At 67.9% G+C, this 16,318-nt stretch carries 13 protein-coding genes, 1 other RNA gene and 2 pseudogenes; 7 read left to right on the plus strand and 9 right to left on the minus strand.

Annotated elements, in window-relative coordinates; all coding sequences use genetic code 11:
• Position 1: 1 nt before the first annotated feature.
• The 7 genes from mraY to mraZ are packed head-to-tail and all read right to left on the minus strand — an operon-like array spanning position 2 to position 7,503.
• A complete protein-coding gene (mraY, locus tag D7Y61_RS04650; protein WP_180865298.1) occupies positions 2-1,087 on the minus strand; it encodes a phospho-N-acetylmuramoyl-pentapeptide-transferase in 1,086 nt (361 codons plus the stop codon).
• Positions 1,077-2,471, minus strand: a complete 1,395-nt coding sequence (locus D7Y61_RS04655; RefSeq protein ID WP_180865299.1) for a UDP-N-acetylmuramoyl-tripeptide--D-alanyl-D-alanine ligase — start codon at positions 2,469-2,471, stop codon at positions 1,077-1,079. The genes mraY and D7Y61_RS04655 overlap by 11 nt, the downstream gene beginning before the upstream one ends.
• Entirely contained in the window at positions 2,468-3,976 is a 1,509-nt protein-coding gene (locus D7Y61_RS04660) for a UDP-N-acetylmuramoyl-L-alanyl-D-glutamate--2,6-diaminopimelate ligase (RefSeq protein WP_180865300.1), read from the minus strand. Before D7Y61_RS04660 ends, D7Y61_RS04655 begins: the two co-directional genes overlap by 4 nt.
• The gene (locus D7Y61_RS04665; RefSeq protein ID WP_180865301.1) at positions 3,973-5,817 is read right to left on the minus strand and encodes a peptidoglycan D,D-transpeptidase FtsI family protein; all 1,845 of its coding nucleotides are present in this window, start codon (positions 5,815-5,817) and stop codon (positions 3,973-3,975) included. Before D7Y61_RS04665 ends, D7Y61_RS04660 begins: the two co-directional genes overlap by 4 nt.
• Positions 5,814-6,077: a cell division protein FtsL gene (ftsL, locus tag D7Y61_RS04670; protein ID WP_005412242.1), complete on the minus strand. Its 264-nt coding sequence runs from the start codon at positions 6,075-6,077 to the stop codon at positions 5,814-5,816. The genes D7Y61_RS04665 and ftsL overlap by 4 nt, the downstream gene beginning before the upstream one ends.
• Positions 6,074-7,042: a 16S rRNA (cytosine(1402)-N(4))-methyltransferase RsmH gene (rsmH, locus tag D7Y61_RS04675; RefSeq protein ID WP_180865302.1), complete on the minus strand. Its 969-nt coding sequence runs from the start codon at positions 7,040-7,042 to the stop codon at positions 6,074-6,076. Before rsmH ends, ftsL begins: the two co-directional genes overlap by 4 nt.
• Positions 7,043-7,056: 14 nt before the next feature.
• Positions 7,057-7,503, minus strand: a complete 447-nt coding sequence (gene mraZ / locus D7Y61_RS04680) for a division/cell wall cluster transcriptional repressor MraZ (protein WP_004143635.1) — start codon at positions 7,501-7,503, stop codon at positions 7,057-7,059.
• A gap of 323 nt (positions 7,504-7,826) precedes the next feature.
• Between mraZ and D7Y61_RS04685 the strand changes: the two genes are divergently transcribed.
• Together D7Y61_RS04685 and D7Y61_RS04690 are read left to right on the plus strand one after the other, a co-directional pair.
• Entirely contained in the window at positions 7,827-8,579 is a 753-nt protein-coding gene (locus tag D7Y61_RS04685) for an NRDE family protein (protein ID WP_180865303.1), read from the plus strand.
• A 101-nt stretch (positions 8,580-8,680) separates the two neighbouring features.
• Positions 8,681-9,160, plus strand: coding sequence for a DM13 domain-containing protein (locus D7Y61_RS04690; RefSeq protein WP_049482066.1), 480 nt, complete (start codon positions 8,681-8,683; stop codon positions 9,158-9,160).
• 89 nt (positions 9,161-9,249) lie between these two features.
• On the opposite strand, the gene rnpB is transcribed toward D7Y61_RS04690, so the two are convergent.
• Together rnpB and rsmI are read right to left on the minus strand one after the other, a co-directional pair.
• Positions 9,250-9,601, minus strand: an RNA gene (gene rnpB / locus D7Y61_RS04695) — RNase P RNA component class A.
• A 178-nt stretch (positions 9,602-9,779) separates the two neighbouring features.
• Positions 9,780-10,598 (minus strand): 16S rRNA (cytidine(1402)-2'-O)-methyltransferase, encoded by an 819-nt coding sequence (gene rsmI / locus D7Y61_RS04700; protein ID WP_005412235.1) that lies wholly within the window; start codon positions 10,596-10,598, stop codon positions 9,780-9,782.
• 81 nt (positions 10,599-10,679) lie between these two features.
• Between rsmI and D7Y61_RS04705 the strand changes: the two genes are divergently transcribed.
• The 5 genes and pseudogenes from D7Y61_RS04705 to D7Y61_RS04720 all read left to right on the plus strand — a co-directional run.
• Entirely contained in the window at positions 10,680-12,401 is a 1,722-nt protein-coding gene (locus D7Y61_RS04705; protein WP_180865304.1) for a penicillin-binding protein activator, read from the plus strand.
• Positions 12,391-12,759, plus strand: coding sequence for a YraN family protein (locus D7Y61_RS04710; protein ID WP_180865305.1), 369 nt, complete (start codon positions 12,391-12,393; stop codon positions 12,757-12,759). The genes D7Y61_RS04705 and D7Y61_RS04710 overlap by 11 nt, the downstream gene beginning before the upstream one ends.
• A gap of 130 nt (positions 12,760-12,889) precedes the next feature.
• Positions 12,890-14,275: an FAD-binding oxidoreductase gene (locus tag D7Y61_RS04715; protein ID WP_180865306.1), complete on the plus strand. Its 1,386-nt coding sequence runs from the start codon at positions 12,890-12,892 to the stop codon at positions 14,273-14,275.
• A gap of 569 nt (positions 14,276-14,844) precedes the next feature.
• Positions 14,845-15,030: pseudogene (locus D7Y61_RS22760) on the plus strand (ABC transporter ATP-binding protein); the annotation flags it as partial.
• A gap of 66 nt (positions 15,031-15,096) precedes the next feature.
• Positions 15,097-16,120: pseudogene (locus D7Y61_RS04720) on the plus strand (ATP-binding cassette domain-containing protein); the annotation flags it as partial.
• Positions 16,121-16,318 lie beyond the last annotated feature (198 nt).

Here is a 16,318-nt window from a genome sequence, read left to right on the forward strand (position 1 = left end):
CTCAGCGGACCTTCAACGTGGCCAGGCCGATCAGCACGAGCACGACGGAAATGATCCAGAAGCGCACGATCACGCGCGGCTCCGGCCAGCCCTTCAGTTCGAAATGGTGGTGGATCGGTGCCATGCGGAACACGCGCTTGCCGGTCAGCTTGAACGAAGCCACCTGGATCATCACCGACAGCGTTTCGATGACGAACACGCCGCCCATGATCACCAGCACCAGCTCCTGGCGGGTGATCACCGCGATCGTGCCCAGCACCGCACCCAGCGCCAGCGCGCCGATATCGCCCATGAACACCATGGCCGGATAGGTGTTGAACCAGAGGAAGCCCAGGCCCGCACCGGCAATGGCCGCGCAGATGATGACCAGCTCGCCGGCACCCGGAATCTGCGGGATCTGCAGGTAGTTGGCGAACACCGCGTTACCCGAGGCATAAGCGAACACGCCCAGCGCGCAGGCAACCAGCACGGTCGGCATGATCGCCAGGCCGTCCAGGCCATCGGTCAGGTTCACCGCGTTGGAGAAACCGACGATCCAGAAGTAGGCGATGGCCACGAAGCCGATGCCGGCCAGCGGCAGCGCGATCGACTTGAACATCGGGATGTAGAAGGTCAGCGCCGCCGGTACATCGGCCGTGTAGAACAGGAACAGGCCCGCGGCCAGGCCGAAGATCGACTGCAGCAGGTACTTCCAGCGCGACTTCAGGCCGTTCGGATCGCGACGGACGATCTTGATCCAGTCGTCATACCAGCCGATGGCACCGAAGCACAGCATCACCGCCAGCACCAGCCACACGTAGCGGTTGCGCAGGTCGGCCCACATCAGCACCGACAGGGTGATGGTGAGCAGGATCAGCGAACCGCCCATGGTCGGCGTACCGGCCTTGGAGAAATGGGTCTGCGGGCCGTCCTGGCGGATCGGCTGGCCGCCCTTGAACTGGGCAAGCTTGCGGATCATCGCCGGGCCGAGCCACAGCGACAGGAACAGGGCCGTCAGCGCGGCAAGGATGGCGCGGAACGTCTGGTAGTTGAACAGCCCGAACAGGCTCTCCAACTGCTGCAACCATCGAGCCAGTTCATACAACATGCGGGGATTCCTCTCCTTGCGCCAGCAGCGCTTTGACAATCGTGTCCATGGCGCTGCCACGGGAACCCTTGACCAGGCAGCGCACGCCGGCGTGCAGCTCGTCCTTCAGCGCCTGCGACAGCGCGTCATGGGTGGTGAAATGACGGCCGCCTTCGCCGAAGGCAGTGGCGGCGGCGGCACTGAGCGGCCCCAGCGCGTACAGACGCTTCAGTCCGGCAGCGCGTGCGCGGATGCCCGCCTGCGCATGCAGTGCCTCGGCATCCGGGCCCAGTTCGCGCATGTCGCCCAGCACCAGCCAGCCCTCTTCCGGGGCTGCGGCCAGGGCATCGATGGCCGCAGCCAGCGAGCCGGGATTGGCGTTGTAGCTGTCATCCACCAGCACCGCGCCGTTGCGCAGCTGATGGGCGATCTGGCGGCCCGGCACCGGCTGCGCTTCGGCCAGGCCGGCGGCAATCAGCGCCAGGTCGACGCCCGCGGCCAGCGCCWGGCTGGCCGCGGCCAGTGCATTGCTGACGTTGTGGCGACCCGGCAGGCCGAGTACCACACGCGCTTCGCCGGCCGGCGAAACCAGGGTGAACTGGCTGCCCTGCGCACCGGCGCGGATGTCGCGCGCGGTCACGTCGGCGGTATGTTCCAGGCCGTAGCGCAGCACGCGGCAGCGCGGTGGGGTGCCGACGAAATGCTGTTCGAACCAGCGGCCGTAGGCATCGTCGGCGTTGATCACCGCCACGCCATCGGCCGGCAGTGCGGCATAGATCGCACCCTTGGTCACTGCCACGCCGAGCAGGCTGCCCATGCGTTCCAGGTGGGCCGGGGCGATGTTGTTGACCAGCGCATAGCGCGGGCGGGCGATATCGGTCAGGTAGGCGATGTCGCCCGGCTTGCCGGCGCCCATCTCGTAGACGGCGTAGTCGGCATCTTCCGGCGCATCGATCACCGCCAGCGGCAGGCCGATCTCGTTGTTGCGGTTGCCGGGGTTGGCGTAGACCACCTTGTGCGCGTGCTGTGCCACCTGCTGCAGGATCGACAGCAGCAGGCTCTTCACGCTGGTCTTGCCGTTGCTGCCGGTAATCGCAAACACCGCGGTATCGCGGTCACGCTGCATACCGGTGGCGATCTTCGCCAGCGCCAGTTCGCTGTCGGCCACCAGCACCTGCGGCAGTTCGATCGGCAGCAGGCGCTCGACCAGCAGCGCGCTGGCACCGCGCGCCTGCGCGTCGGCGGCAAAGTCATGGCCATCGAAACGCTCGCCGCGCAGCGCCACATACAGGCTGCCCGGGCCGAGGCTGCGGGTGTCATTGCTGACCGCATCGATGGCCACGTCGTCGCCGTGGATCTCGCCGCCGGCCCAGTGTGCGATCAGCGAAAGCAGAGTGCGCTTCATGCGATGCCCTCCCCGGCCTGCGCGCTGAGCACACCGGCCTTGGCGGCCAACGCAGCGGCGGCCACTTCGGTGTCGTCGAAGTCGTGGCGCACGCCATTCACTTCCTGGTACGGCTCGTGGCCCTTGCCAGCGATCAGGATGATGTCGCCGGCACCGGCACGCTTCACCGCCAGGCCGATCGCACGCGCGCGGCTGCGCTGCACGGTCACGGCGGAGGCATCGGTGAAGCCGGCCAGGATGTCGGCCACGATCACGTCGCCATCTTCGCCACGCGGATTGTCGTCGGTGACGATGACCTGGTTGGCCAAGCGCTCGGCGATCGCGGCCATCTGCGGGCGCTTGCCGGTATCACGCTCGCCACCGCAGCCGAACACGCAGAACAGCGTGCCCTGCAGGTGGCCGTGCAGGCTGTCCAGCGCCTGTTCCAGTGCGTCCGGGGTATGCGCGTAATCGACCACCACGGTCGGCAGGCCGTCTTCGCCGCCCAGGCGGTTCATGCGGCCACGGATCGGCTGCAGCGCCGACAACACCTCGGCAATGCGCGGCAGCGGCTGACCCTGCGCATGCAGGGTACCGGCCACGGCCAGCAGGTTGTCCACGTTGAAACGGCCCAGCAGCGGTGACTGTACCGCCGCGCGCTGGCCGTCGATGACCAGTTCGAACGCAATGCCACGGCCATCCAGCTGCAGCGCTTCGGCGCGCACGCTGGCCTCGCTGGCACCACGCGAGCTCAGGCCGATCGGTTGCACGCCCGCCGGGAGGCCGGCGAACAGCTGGCGACCGAAGGCGTCGTCCAGGTTGATCACCGCCGCCTTCAGGCCCGGGCGATGGAACAGCCGTGCCTTGGCCGCGCCGTAGCTGGCCATGTCGCCGTGGTAGTCCAGATGGTCGCGGGTAAGGTTGGTGAACACCGCCACGTCGTAATGCACGGCGTCGACGCGGCCCTGGTCCAGCGCGTGCGAGCTGACTTCCATCGCAACCGCGCGCGCACCAGCGTCGCGCAGCTGCGCCAGCAGCGCATGCATCTGCAGCACCAGCGGCGTAGTGAAACCGGTCGGCTCAACCGAACCATAAAGTCCGGCGCCCAACGTGCCGATACTGCCACTGGGCGTTCCGAGCAGGTGCCAGGCCTGGGCCAGCAGCTGCACGGTGGAGGTCTTGCCGTTGGTGCCGGTCACGCCCACCATCGCCATCGCCCGCGACGGTGCGCCATGGAACTGGTCGGCCATCGCACCCATGCGCGCGCGCAGGCCCGGCACCGCAATCGCATCAGCCGGGGCCGGCAGTTCGGCAGGGGCCGGCGGTTCGAACAGGATGACGCCCGCGCCAGCTGCACGGGCCTGCTCCACATAGCCCAAGCCATGCGCGCCGAAACCGGCGATGGCGACGAAAGCATTGCCGGGGCGCACGGCGCGGCTGTCCAGCACCAGGCCGGTCAGAACGGGATCATGGCCCGCCAGGGCCACGTCCGGAAGCAACTGCGAAAGCAACATCGAAGGACTCATTGCGTGCCTCCCGTAGCGGGGGGCGTCTGGGCATGCGCGCTGGGCAGCGCAGCATCGAATTCAGCGGCTGCATCGACCGGCAACGCGGCTTCGGCCGGCGGCGCGGGCAGGATCGAGGCCGAGTGGCCGACCTTGCCGGACTGCTGTGCGGCCAGCCACGACTGCAAGTCGTCCAGCGGCACGTCCATCAGACGCAGCGTGCCTTCCATCACGTTGTGGTAGACCGGCGCCGACACCAGGCCGCCGTAGAACTTGCCGGCCTGCGGGTCGTTGATGACGATGACGGTGGCGAAGCGCGGATTGGTGGCCGGCACCACACCGGCGAACAGCGCGTTGTAATGGCCGCGCTCGTAGCCGCCGGGGCCGGCCTTGCGCGCGGTACCGGTCTTGCCGGCCACGCGGTAGCCCAGCACCGCCGCCTGCTTGGCGCCGCCCTGGGTGACCACCGTTTCCATCATCGCCACCACCTGCTTGGCGACGTTCTCGTCGATGATCTGCTGGCCTTCGTTGCGCTGGCCCTTGACGAAGGTCGGCGCGATCAGGCGGCCGCCATTGGCCAGCGCCGAATAGGCCGTGGCGATCTGCAGCGGCGTGACGTTCAGGCCGTAGCCATAGGACATCGTGGTCTTGGTGGTACCCGACCAGCGCGCCGGGCGCAGCACCACGCCGCCGGATTCACCCGGGAAACCGCTGTGCGGTACCGAGCCATAACCGAAGCGGCGCACGCCGTCGTAGAACACCTGGTCCGGCATCTTCGCAGCGACCTTGGCCGCGCCCACGTTCGAACTGCGGGTGATCACGCCGGTCACGTTCAGCACGCCGTTGTTGCGCGGCACGTCGCGGATGGTGAATCGGCCAAGGGTCATGTAACCCGGGTTGGTATCGATGATGGTGTCCTTGGTCACCGCACCGGCCTGCAGCGCGGTGGCGATGGTCAGCGGCTTCATTGTCGAACCCGGCTCGACCAGATCGGTCACCGCACGGTTGCGGCGCGCATCGGGCAACGCGCCGGTCAGCGAATTCGGGTTGTAGGTCGGCAGGTTGACCATGGCCAGGATCTCGCCGGTGGTCACGTCCATGATCACCATCGAACCGCCGGCGGCCTTGTTGGCCACCAGCGCGTTGCGCAGTTCCTTGAACGCCAGGTACTGGATGCGGCGATCGATGCTGAGGGTCAGGTCCTTGCCCGGTTCGGCGGCGCGCAGCAGATCGCTCTCGACGGTTTCGCCCTTGCGGTTGCGGATGACCCGCTTGGCACCGGCCTTGCCGCGCAGCCATTCGTCGAAGGCCAGCTCCAGGCCTTCCTGGCCGCGGTCGTCAATGTTGGTGAAGCCCAGCACGTGCGCCATCGCTTCGCCCTGCGGGTAGAAGCGGCGGAACTCGCGCTGCGCGGCCACGCCCGGAATCTTCAGCGCGACCACCTTTTCTGCCTCGTCCGGATTGATCCGGCGACGCAGGTACATGAATTCCTTGTCCGACTTCTGCGACAGGCGGCTGCTCAGCTCATCCACCGACATGCCGACCGCCTGGGCCAGCTCCGGAATGCGCTCGGGCGAGCGCAGCAGGTCCTGCGGGTTCACCCAGATCGAAGCGACCGGGGTGGACACCGCCAGCGGCTCGCCGTTGCGGTCGGTGATCATGCCGCGCGAGGTCTTGATCGGCAGTTCGCGCAGGTAGCGGGCCTCGCCCTGGCGCTGGTAGAAATCGCTGTTGACGATCTGCACGTAGGCGGCACGACCGACCAGCGACACCGAGCACAGGCCGAGCGCCAGCGCGACCCAGCGCAGGCGTTGGCGCAGGTTGAAGGCGTTGCGCGGGCGGTTGCGGCCGGTCTTGCTCATGGCCGCACCACCACGATGTCGGCGGCCTCGGGGAACTTCATGCCGAGCTTCTCGCGGGCGATGCGATCCACGCGGTTGGCTTCGGCCAGCGTGGCCTGCTCCAGCTGCAGGCGACCGAATTCCAGATTGATGTCATCGCGCTTGCGCTCGGCGCGCGACAGCTCGATGAACGTCTGCCGATGGCGGTGACGCACGAACACGACGCCGATCGCCGAGGCCACGGTCGAGGCCAGCAGGATGATCAGCAGCAGCCGGCTCATGCGCTGGCCTCCCGCTTCTGCGCCACGCGCAGCACGGCGCTGCGCGCACGCGGGTTGGCGGCCAGCTCTTCGTCGGTGGCCTTGATGGCACCGCCGATCAGGTCCAGCGTCGGCACGAACGCGACCGCCTCGGGCAGGCGGCGGTTGGCCGGCGGCGCCTTGGCCAGGCGGTTCATGTACTGCTTGACGATGCGGTCTTCCAGCGAGTGGAAGCTGATCACCGCCAGCCGGCCACCGGGCTTGAGCCGCTCCACCGCCGCATCGAGGCCGGCTTCCAGATCAGCCAGCTCGCGGTTGATGTGGATGCGGATGGCCTGGAAGCTGCGCGTGGCCGGGTGGATCTTGTCTTTCCCACGCGGCATCACCGAAGCGATCAGCTCGGCCAGTTCGGCGGTGCGGGAGAACGGCTGCTTCTCGCGGCGGGCCACGATGGCACGGGCGATGCGGCGGCTCTGGCGCTCTTCGCCGTAGGTCCACAGCACGTCGGCAATCTCGCGCTCTTCCACACGGTTGATCCACTGCGCGGCGCTTTCGCCGCTGTCCGGGTCCATGCGCATGTCCAGCGGGCCGTCCTTGCCGAAGCTGAAGCCACGTTCGGCCACGTCCAGCTGGGGCGACGACACGCCCAGGTCGAACAGCACGCCGTCCAGGCCTTCAGCCGTCGCATCCCACTGCAGCAGCTGGGCGAAGCTGCCACGGAAGATGGACACGCGCGGGTCCGGCGCGAAATCGCGCTCGGCAACGGCGATGGCTTCCGGATCCTTGTCCATGACCAGCAGGCGCCCCTCGGAACCGAGCTGGGTGAGCACGCCACGTGCATGACCGCCACGACCGAACGTGCCATCCAGATAACGTCCGTTTTCGATCACCCTCAGGCCTTCGATGACCTGGGTGTACAGGACCGGCAGGTGCACCGCCGGCGACTGCGACACCGGAAGGTGACCGGCCTGCGCTTCTGGGCGCATCCGGGCACCCCGGCTCACAACTTCAGGTCGAGCAACCCATCACCCAGATCCTCGTCAGACAACGTCTGCTGGATCAGGGCCCGATGCGCCTGCTCGCTCCACAATTCGAACTTGTCGCCCATACCGAGCAATACCGCCTTCTTCTCAATGCCCACCGCACCGCGGTGGCTGGCGGGGATGCTGATGCGACCGTTGCCGTCCAGCTCCAGATGGGCGGCCGAGCCGACCAGCTTCTGCTGCAACAGGCGTACGACGCGCTGGGTGTTGGGCTTGGACATGACGTCGTCGCGGACCCGCTCCCATTCCGACTCTGCATACAGCCACAGGCAGCCGGCTTCGAACGGGTTGTAGGTCAAGACGAGACGGTTGTTGCTGGCGCGCGCGACAAGGTCGCGGTAAGCGGTGGGAACCGCCATGCGCCCTTTGTCGTCAACTGTGATGGCCGTCTCGCCCTGGAACACGACGCGTGCACCTATCCTTCGCCCGGTGAAACATTGAACCACGAAAACCCACAAAACACCCGGATTTCCCTCTGATGCCCACCTTAGCAGCGGCCGAAGGGTTGTCAACAACTTTTCAGCGGGGAAATCGCCAGCCACATCAATGGCTTGCAACAACCTTTAGAGAATTGTTCAAGGCTTATCCACAAGTTGCTGATCCGTCTCAATTTTTGAGATTGAACGGAAGTTCAGCGCTGTGGACAGCGCGTGAAACATCGGCCGCGCATTCATCCAAAACGGGCTGGAAGCGGCGCCAGACTGCGCAAACCGTGCACAATGAGGCCATGTGCCTGCTCGCTCTTGGCTGGATGCACCACCCGCGCTGGCGGCTGGTGATGACCGGCAACCGTGATGAGTTCCACGCCCGCCCTACGGCGGCGCTGGCCCCCTGGCAGGATGAGACCTCCGTCATCGGGGGGCGCGACCTGCGCTCCGGCGGTGGCTGGGCCGGCGTCGGTGCCGACGGCCGCATGGCCGTGGTCACCAATGTCCGCGATCCACTGGCCGCACAGACCGGCCCTTCACGGGGGGCGCTGGTGGCCGACTTCCTGCGCGGCCGCGACCCGGCCGCCGTGCATATCGACCGACTGGCGACCGTGGCCGGTGCCTACGCCCCATTCAACCTGCTGCTGGCCGACGGCCACAGCCTGGAGTTCCTGGGCAACCACCCCGCCGAGCGGCAGCGCCTGGGCCCGGGTGTGCATGGCATGTCCAACGGCGCGCTGGACGCGCCCTGGCCGAAGACCCGACGGCTGATGGATGCGCTGTCGGCGTGGTTGCAGGCCGGCGATGAGGACCTGATCGCGCTCTGGGCCGCCCTGGCCGACGAACATCGCCCCGCCGACAGCGACCTGCCCGATACCGGCATCGGACTGGAACGCGAGCGCTGGCTGAGCCCGGCCTTCATCCGCGGTGACGACTACGGCACCCGCGCCAGCACGGTGCTGCTGATCGATGCAGAAGGGCACGGGCAGATCCACGAGCGTCGCTTCGGCCCGCAGGGTGTCACCCTCGGCCAGAGCCAGGTCGATTTCTGACCCTGTACCTGTTTTCTGTGTCTATAAATGTCTGCACGCACGCCACACGATGACCCGGCGCGGTTCTGCCGCGCGCCTCACCGATCCACAGGGAGTCATCGATGCGCCGTGTTCTTGTACTTGTCGTCACCCACCTGCTCGCCCTCGGCCTGGGCTTCGGCCTGGGCATCTACCTGCTGCCGATCCTGATCGCCCCCGACGACCCGCCGGTCGCGCAGGTGCAGGCGGCGATGGGCGACGCCCGTTACCACACCACCTTCCGTCGCGACCTCAAGGGCAGCGACGCGGTGCACTGGGCCGAAGGCAAGGTCAGTGTCAGCCCACGCCAGGTCGCCTTCGACGGCAAGATGGGCCCAGGGCCGGACTACAAGGTCTACCTGGTGCGCGACTTCGTCGACAACAAGGCCGATTTCCTGAAGATCAAGGCGCAGGCCCAGCGCATCGGCGAGGTGAAGACCTTCAACCGGTTCCTGGTGGACGTGCCTGAAAGCGTCAACGTGGACGACTACACCACCGTGGTGGTGTGGTGCGAACGGTTCGAGCAGTTCATTTCTGCCGGGCAGTACCGTACGCCGGGCTGAACAACATCCCAAGCATCTGGGCGGAGAGCAGCCGAGCATGGCTCGGCTCTACTGTAAAGCCGAGCCATGCTCGGCCTACCGTAAGAAAGAGGCGGAGCCGGCCGATAAGCCGGGTTCTGTCGTGGACAGTCATTCCTCTAGGCGTTACGTCACCGCAACGCTCAAGCAACCTACCCGGATCCAACGCGGGCCGCGCCAAAGGATCCCTATTTGGTCTTGCTCCAGGTGGGGTTTGCCGTGCCGGTCTGTTGCCAGACTCGCGGTGCGCTCTTACCGCACCATTTCACCCTTACCGGCCTTCCGAAGAAGACGTAGGCGGTATCTTTCTGTTGCACTTTCCGTCGGCTTGCGCCGCCCAGGCGTTACCTGGCACCTTGCCCTATGGAGCCCGGACTTTCCTCGGCACCCCCGAAGGGATGACGCGACTGTCTGGCCGGCTCCGCCAGCGCGCATTCTAGCGCACGCGGATGGTTCCTGCCGCGTTGATCGCGACGTGCGCTTCATCCATCCACGCATAGCGTGGATCTACCGATGCCGCTGCCCTGGGGATGCCGATGCCGCTGCTCCGGTGGGTGCGGATTCCGCTCTGGTGGGTGCGGACCTTGGTCCGCACGATCCATCAACTGCCGTACAACGCCTTGCGCGGCGCGCCGGTCAGCTCCGCCGCCAGCTTCGCAGCGGTCGACGGTGGCAGGTGCTCGCTCAGCTTGGCGTACACCCGGCGGCCATGCGCCAGCTGCGCTTCCTCATCATCGCCGGCGCCCTGCACCATCACCACGAACTCGCCCTTGCGCTGGTTCTCGTCGGCTTCCACCTTGGCCAGCAGCCCCGCCAGATCGCCATCGAGCACGGTCTCGAACAGCTTGGTCAGCTCACGCGCCAATACCGCCGGGCGCTCGCCGCCGAAGATCGCGGCCATGTCGGCCAGCGATTCGGCGATGCGGTGCGAGGATTCATAGAACACCATCGTGCGTACTTCACCGGCCAGCGCCTGCAGGCGGTCGCGTCGGCCGCTGGCCTTGGCCGGCAGGAAACCTTCGAAGCTGAAACGGTCGCTGGGCAGGCCGGCTACGCTCAGCGCGGCGATGGCGGCGCAGGCGCCCGGGATCGGGCTGACCTTGATACCGGCTGCACGGGCAGCACGCACCAGGCGGAAACCGGGGTCGCTGACCAGCGGGGTGCCGGCATCGCTGACCAGCGCCAGCGACTCGCCGGCCTGCAGGCGCGACACCAGGCGCTGCGCCAGGGCCTCTTCATTGTGTTCGTGCAGGGCCACCAGCGGCTGCTGGATGCCGAAATGGGACAGCAGCTGGCCGCTGCGGCGCGTGTCCTCGGCACAGATGGCCGCCACCGAACGCAGCACCTCCTGCGCGCGCGGGCTCAGATCGGCCAGGTTGCCGATCGGGGTGGCGACGACGTACAGGGTTGGCACACTCATTTCAGCGGTACTCACGGGGCAAGGGTAGAATCGTAGCGTGTACCCGGCCAAGGCCGCTGCCCTCATCGCATGGACCCGATCATGAACAAGCCCGTCGCACGGATCTCCGCCCTGTCGTTGTCGCTGATGCTGCTGGCCGGCTGTGCCACCACCAGCCTGACCAGTGCGCCCGAATCGCCGGCCCAGAGCCAGGCGCTGGCGCTGATCGAACAGGGCAAGCCGCGCGACGCCGCACTGCAGCTGGAAGGCCTGGCCGCCACGCTGCGTGGCGGTGCCCGCGCCAATACCCTGGCCGATGCGGCCTGGGCTTGGCACCTGGCTGGTGACAGCACGCGTGCGCGCAGCCTGCTGGGCCAGCTCACTGCCCGCCAGCTGTCGGGCGCCAGCCTGCAGCGCTTCCAGCTGACCAGCGCCGAGCTGGCGCTGGCCGACAAGCAGCCGGCGCAGGCGCTGGCCCTGCTGAAGGACAGCGGCGACAACGTGGTGCCGGCCCTGCGCACGCGCTGGTATCTGGCCCGCGCCGGTGCTCTGCTGGGTACCGGTGACAGCTTCGGCGCTGCCGCAGAGCGCGCCCGCGCGCATGCCGGCCTGACCGGCACCGCCCGCAACGAGAACCAGTCGGCCATCGCCGGCCTGCTCGGCACCCTCGACGACACCACCCTGAGCAGCCGCGCCGCCGCGCTGCCGGCCAACGATCCGCTGTACAACTTCGCCGGCCGTGCGCTGATCGCCCGCGGCCTGCCGCTGCCGCGCCCGTTCGACCGCGACGGCGCGGCCCAGTTCGATACCAGCAAGCGCCCGCCGGCGCTGAGCGATGGCTACCGCCCGCCGGCGAAGATGGCCGTGCTGCTGCCGCTGAGCGGCCGCCTGGCCACCGCCGCACAGCCGGTGCGCGATGGCCTGCTGGCCGCCTATTACGGTGAAAGCCGCCGCCGCCCGGACATCAATTTCTTCGATACCGCCGGCACCCCGGCCGGTGCGCTGGCCGCCTATGACAAGGCCGTGGCCTCCGGTGCCGACTTCGTGGTCGGCCCGCTGGGCCGCGACGAAGTGGACGCCGTGTACGGCCGCCAGCCGCTGCAGGTACCGGTGCTGGCCCTGAACCGCGGCAAGGATGCGCCGCCGGCCGGCAGTGCGGGCTTCTCGCTGGCGCCGGAAGACGACGGCATCGTCGCCGCCGAATACCTGCGTGGCCGCGAGCGCAACCGCGCCCTGGTCATCAGCAGCAACGACGACACCGGCCGCCGCGCCGCCGCCGCCTTCGCCCAGCGTTTCGCCCAGCGCGGCGGCACCGTCGCCGCCACGGTGGCGGTGGGTGAAGCCGTGGGCGATGTCAGCGCACAGGCCCGCAACGCCGGCCAGATCGATGCCGTGTTCCTCGCCGTGCGTGCCCCGCAGGCGCGCCTGCTGGCACCGCAGCTGGCCCTGGCCGGTGCCGGTGGCGCAACGCGCGTCGGCACCTCGCAGCTGACCACCGGCAGCGGCAAGGCGGAAGAAGACGTGGCGCTGGACGGCATCATCTACCCGAACGAAGCCTGGAACGTGCGCAGCGTGTCCGGCCTGCCGTCGGCCGCGCAGGTGGGCCAGACCCTGCCCAGCGCGCGCGGTGCCGCCGGCCGCCTGTTCGCCTTCGGTGCCGATGCGTGGAAGATCAGCGCCTACCTGGAAAAGCTGTCGAACGAGGGCGGCCTGGATGGCGCCACCGGCACGCTGTACCTGGACAGCAACGGCAACATACTGCGCCAGCCGGCGTGGTCCACCTTCAGCGGTGGCCGCCCGATGCCGATCGTCGGTGGTCGCTGAGCATCTGCAACGGGGCTCGGCGGTGGAAGCCGCCGCCGAGCAGCATCTGCAACAGGCCGGGTTGCAGCCGCGCGCACGCAACGTGCGCTACCGCGGTGGTGAACTGGACCTGGTGATGGACGACGCGGGCACCGTGGTGTTCGTGGAAGTGCGTTACCGCGCGCGTGCGGACTTCGGTGGCGGCGCGGCCTCGGTGGATGCGCGCAAATGCCGGCGTCTGGCCCATGCCGCGCTGCTGTACCTGCAGGATCATCCTGCCCTGGCCGATGCGCCCTGCCGTTTCGATGTGGTGGAAGCCACGGGCGAGCCGCCGCAGCTGCATTGGCTGCGCGATGCGTTCCGGCTGGATGACTGCTGATGTCTGCGCTCTGCTCTGGTAGAGGCCGACCTTGGTCGGCGCTTCTGTGCCAACCAAGGTTGGCACCTACCAAGGCACATGCCTCGCTCGTACACACCTGCTGATACCTCCGCAATTCCTTGGAACCGTCATGACTACCGCCCTGCCCGCCGCCCTGGTTGCCGAACTGTCTGCCCTGCTGGGCACGGAGGGCTGGCGCATGGATGACGGTGCGCTGGAAGCCAACGCGCAGGACAACTCCTGGCGCCGGCAGCGCCCGGACGCCGTGGCGCTGCCGGCAGACATCGAACAGGTGCAGGCGCTGGTACGCGCGTGCCGCACGCACGGCATCGCCCTGGTGGCGCGTGGCGCGGGCACCGGCACCACCGGCGCGGCCGTGCCATTGCCCGGCAGCATCGTGTTGTCGTTCACCCGCATGGACCGCATCGTCGACATCCGTGCCGGCGACCGCTGTGCTGTGGTGCAGCCGGGCGTGTTGAACGGCAACCTGCAACAGGCATTGGCACCGCACGGCCTGTTCTGGGCACCGGACCCGTCCAGCGCCGACATCTGCAGCGTGGGCGGCAACCTGGCCTGCAATGCCGGCGGCCCGCGTGCGGTGAAGTACGGCACCAGCCGCGACAACGTACTAGGCCTGGTGGCGGTGACCGGCACCGGCGAAGTGATCCGCTGTGGCGGCGCCTACACCAAGGATTCCACGGGCTACGACCTCACCCATCTGCTGGTGGGCAGCGAGGGCACGCTCGCTCTCATCGTGGAAGCCACATTGAAACTGACCCCGCTACCGGTCAGCCAGGCTGGCCTGCGCGTGCTGTACCGCGATGCCGATGCCGCCGCTGCCGCCGTTTCGCGGCTGATGTCGCAGCCGGTCGTGCCCACCCGCCTGGAATTCATGGATGCGCGCAGCCTGCAGTTGCTGCGCTTGAATGGCGCGGAGGTTCCGGAGGCCGGCGCGATGCTGCTGGTCGAGGCCGATGGTGACCACGACACCCTGCCCTATCTGCTGCAGGCACTGGCGACGGCTGCCGAGGGCGACGGCATGATCGCGCTGGACGTGGCGATGGAAGGCCGCGCCCGCGACCAGCTGTGGGCCGCGCGCAAGGCCTTGTCGCCCGCACTGCGTAGTGTGGCGCCGGGCAAGATCAACGAAGACGTGGTGGTGCCGGTCTCGCGCATTCCCGATCTGGTGGCCGGCGTGCAGGCGCTGGCGCGTGAGTACACGCTGACCATCGTCACCTTCGGCCATGCCGGCAACGGCAACCTGCACGTCAACATCCTCTACCACCCGGACGACGCAGACGAGAACGCGCGCGCACATGCGGCGCTGCCGAAGATCTTCGAACTGACCCTGGCGCTGGGCGGCACGTTGTCCGGCGAGCATGGCATCGGCCTGGCCAAGCGCGATTTCATGGCCAAGGCGTTCACCCCGGCCACGCTGGCAACGATGCGGGCGATCAAGACGGCACTGGACCCGGACGGCATCCTCAACCCAGGCAAGGTGCTGCCGCCCCTGTAGAGTCGAGCCATGCTCGACTGCCCTTTGCTTTTGTAGAGCCGAGCCCATGCTCGGCTGCTCCTGGCCTCAATCGCGTTAGAAGCAGCCGAGCATGGCTCGGCTCTACTACCTGCCCCTCCAAGCCCTGCTGTCGCCGCGCCGCCGCCCATAGCGCTGTTGCAACTTGTTGCAGTGACTTTGGCTGGCAGTCGTGATCTGCTGGGGGGTGACCAGAACCGAGGCTTTGCCATGCAGCTCAGGACACTCCCTGCAGATGCGCCGGAGCGGCTCCAGCTGGCCCAGTGGTACAACCGGACAGCGACGGATTCCCGCACCTGATGGCAACGTTCGAAGGTGACCGGGTGGTCGCCGCCGTACAACTCAAGCGTCGGGAGACGCCCTCTTTCCGCAATGCGGGCACTGGCTTGGCAGCGCGTTCGTTGCCGATGCACAGCGCGACCGAGGGTTGGCGGGTAGGCTGGCCTTGGCGCGGCCGGCTTGGGCCGGCTGTTGATTGAAGCCCGCCGCCAACAGCGCCCTGCGCTGAATGACCAGGCCGCCAACGGCCTGCTCGCTGGAGACTACGCACCATGCTGCAACTGGAAGACATCGAACTTCACTTCAACGGCCGCGCGCTTTTCAGCGGCGTGGACCTGCGCCTGCCTGCCGGCGCGCGGGTCGCCCTGATCGGCAACAACGGCACCGGCAAGAGCAGTCTGCTGCGCATGCTGGCCGGGCAGGCAACGCCCAGTGCCGGCAAGATCCGCTGGCGCGATGGCGCATCGGTTGCCTATGTGCCGCAGCACGTGTTGGACGGCTCGGCGCGCAGCGGCGGCGAACAGATGCGCCATGCCTTGGCCCGTGCGCTGGATGCGGTACCGGACGTGTTGCTGCTGGACGAACCCAGCAACCATCTGGACCGCAGTGCGCGGCGCTCGCTGCTGGCCCGGCTGCGTCAGTACCACGGCACCCTGGTGATTGCCTCGCATGACACCGCATTGATCGATGCGCTGTGCGACACGCTCTGGCATATCCACAACCAGCGTATCGAGGTCTTCCAGGGCCGCTATCACGACCACCAACTGGAACTGCAGCGCCGACGCGACGCGCTGGATCGTACCGTGCGCGACCTCGACCGCGCGCAGTCGCATGCCCACGACGCGCTCATGCGCGAGCAGGAACGCGCCGCCTCCTCGCGCAAGCGCGGCGCGGTGAAGGTGGAGCAGCGCAAATGGGGCACGGTGCGCTCGGCCACCAAGCTGGAGCGCGGCAACACCACGGCAGGACAGAAACGCCAGCAGATCCGTGAGGTACAGGAGGACATCGCCGAGCGCCGCCGGCAACTGCAGCGCGACGAAGCCATCGCGCCACGCTTCCAGCTTCCGGCCGGGTGGCGCCGGGAGGGTGTGGTGGTGCAGGTCACCGATGGCGCGTGCGGTTACGGCCTTCCCCTGGTCGTGCAACGGCTCCAGGTGCGCCTTGAAGTGGGCGACTGCCTGCTGGTGACCGGCGACAACGGCAGCGGCAAATCCACCTTTGCCCGGGCCTTGCAGGGCGCCGCCGATGTCCGGCGTGAAGGCGAATGGCTGCTGCCAGCAAAGGAGCAGGTGGCGCTGATCGACCAGCACTACGACGCATTGCCAGCCGAACTGACGCCGGTACAGGCGATGGCCGCATGCCAGCCGCAATGGACACCGTCGGAATGCCGGCTGCACCTGGCCGACTTCCTGTTCCGTGGCGACGCGCCCGCGCAGACCCCTGTCGGCCGCCTGTCGGGCGGTGAACGTGCGCGCCTGGCCTTGGCCCTGATGGCGGCGCATCCCCCTGCCCTGCTGGTACTGGACGAGCCCACCAACAACCTCGATCTGGGCCTGCGCGCGCACCTGCTGCAGGTTCTGCACGCCTACCCCGGCACGCTGGTCGTCATCTCCCACGATGAGGGCTTCATCCAGTCGCTGCAGCCCACGCAGCAGTTGGACCTGCAAGCCGGCGACAGAACCAGCGCACGCTGAACCGGCCCGCAACGAATCGGGCCGATCGCGACGCTTTACAACAAATTGCATG

The sequence above is a fragment of the Stenotrophomonas maltophilia genome, assembly GCF_013464485.1.
In the GTDB taxonomy this organism is placed as follows: domain Bacteria; phylum Pseudomonadota; class Gammaproteobacteria; order Xanthomonadales; family Xanthomonadaceae; genus Stenotrophomonas; species Stenotrophomonas maltophilia_AW.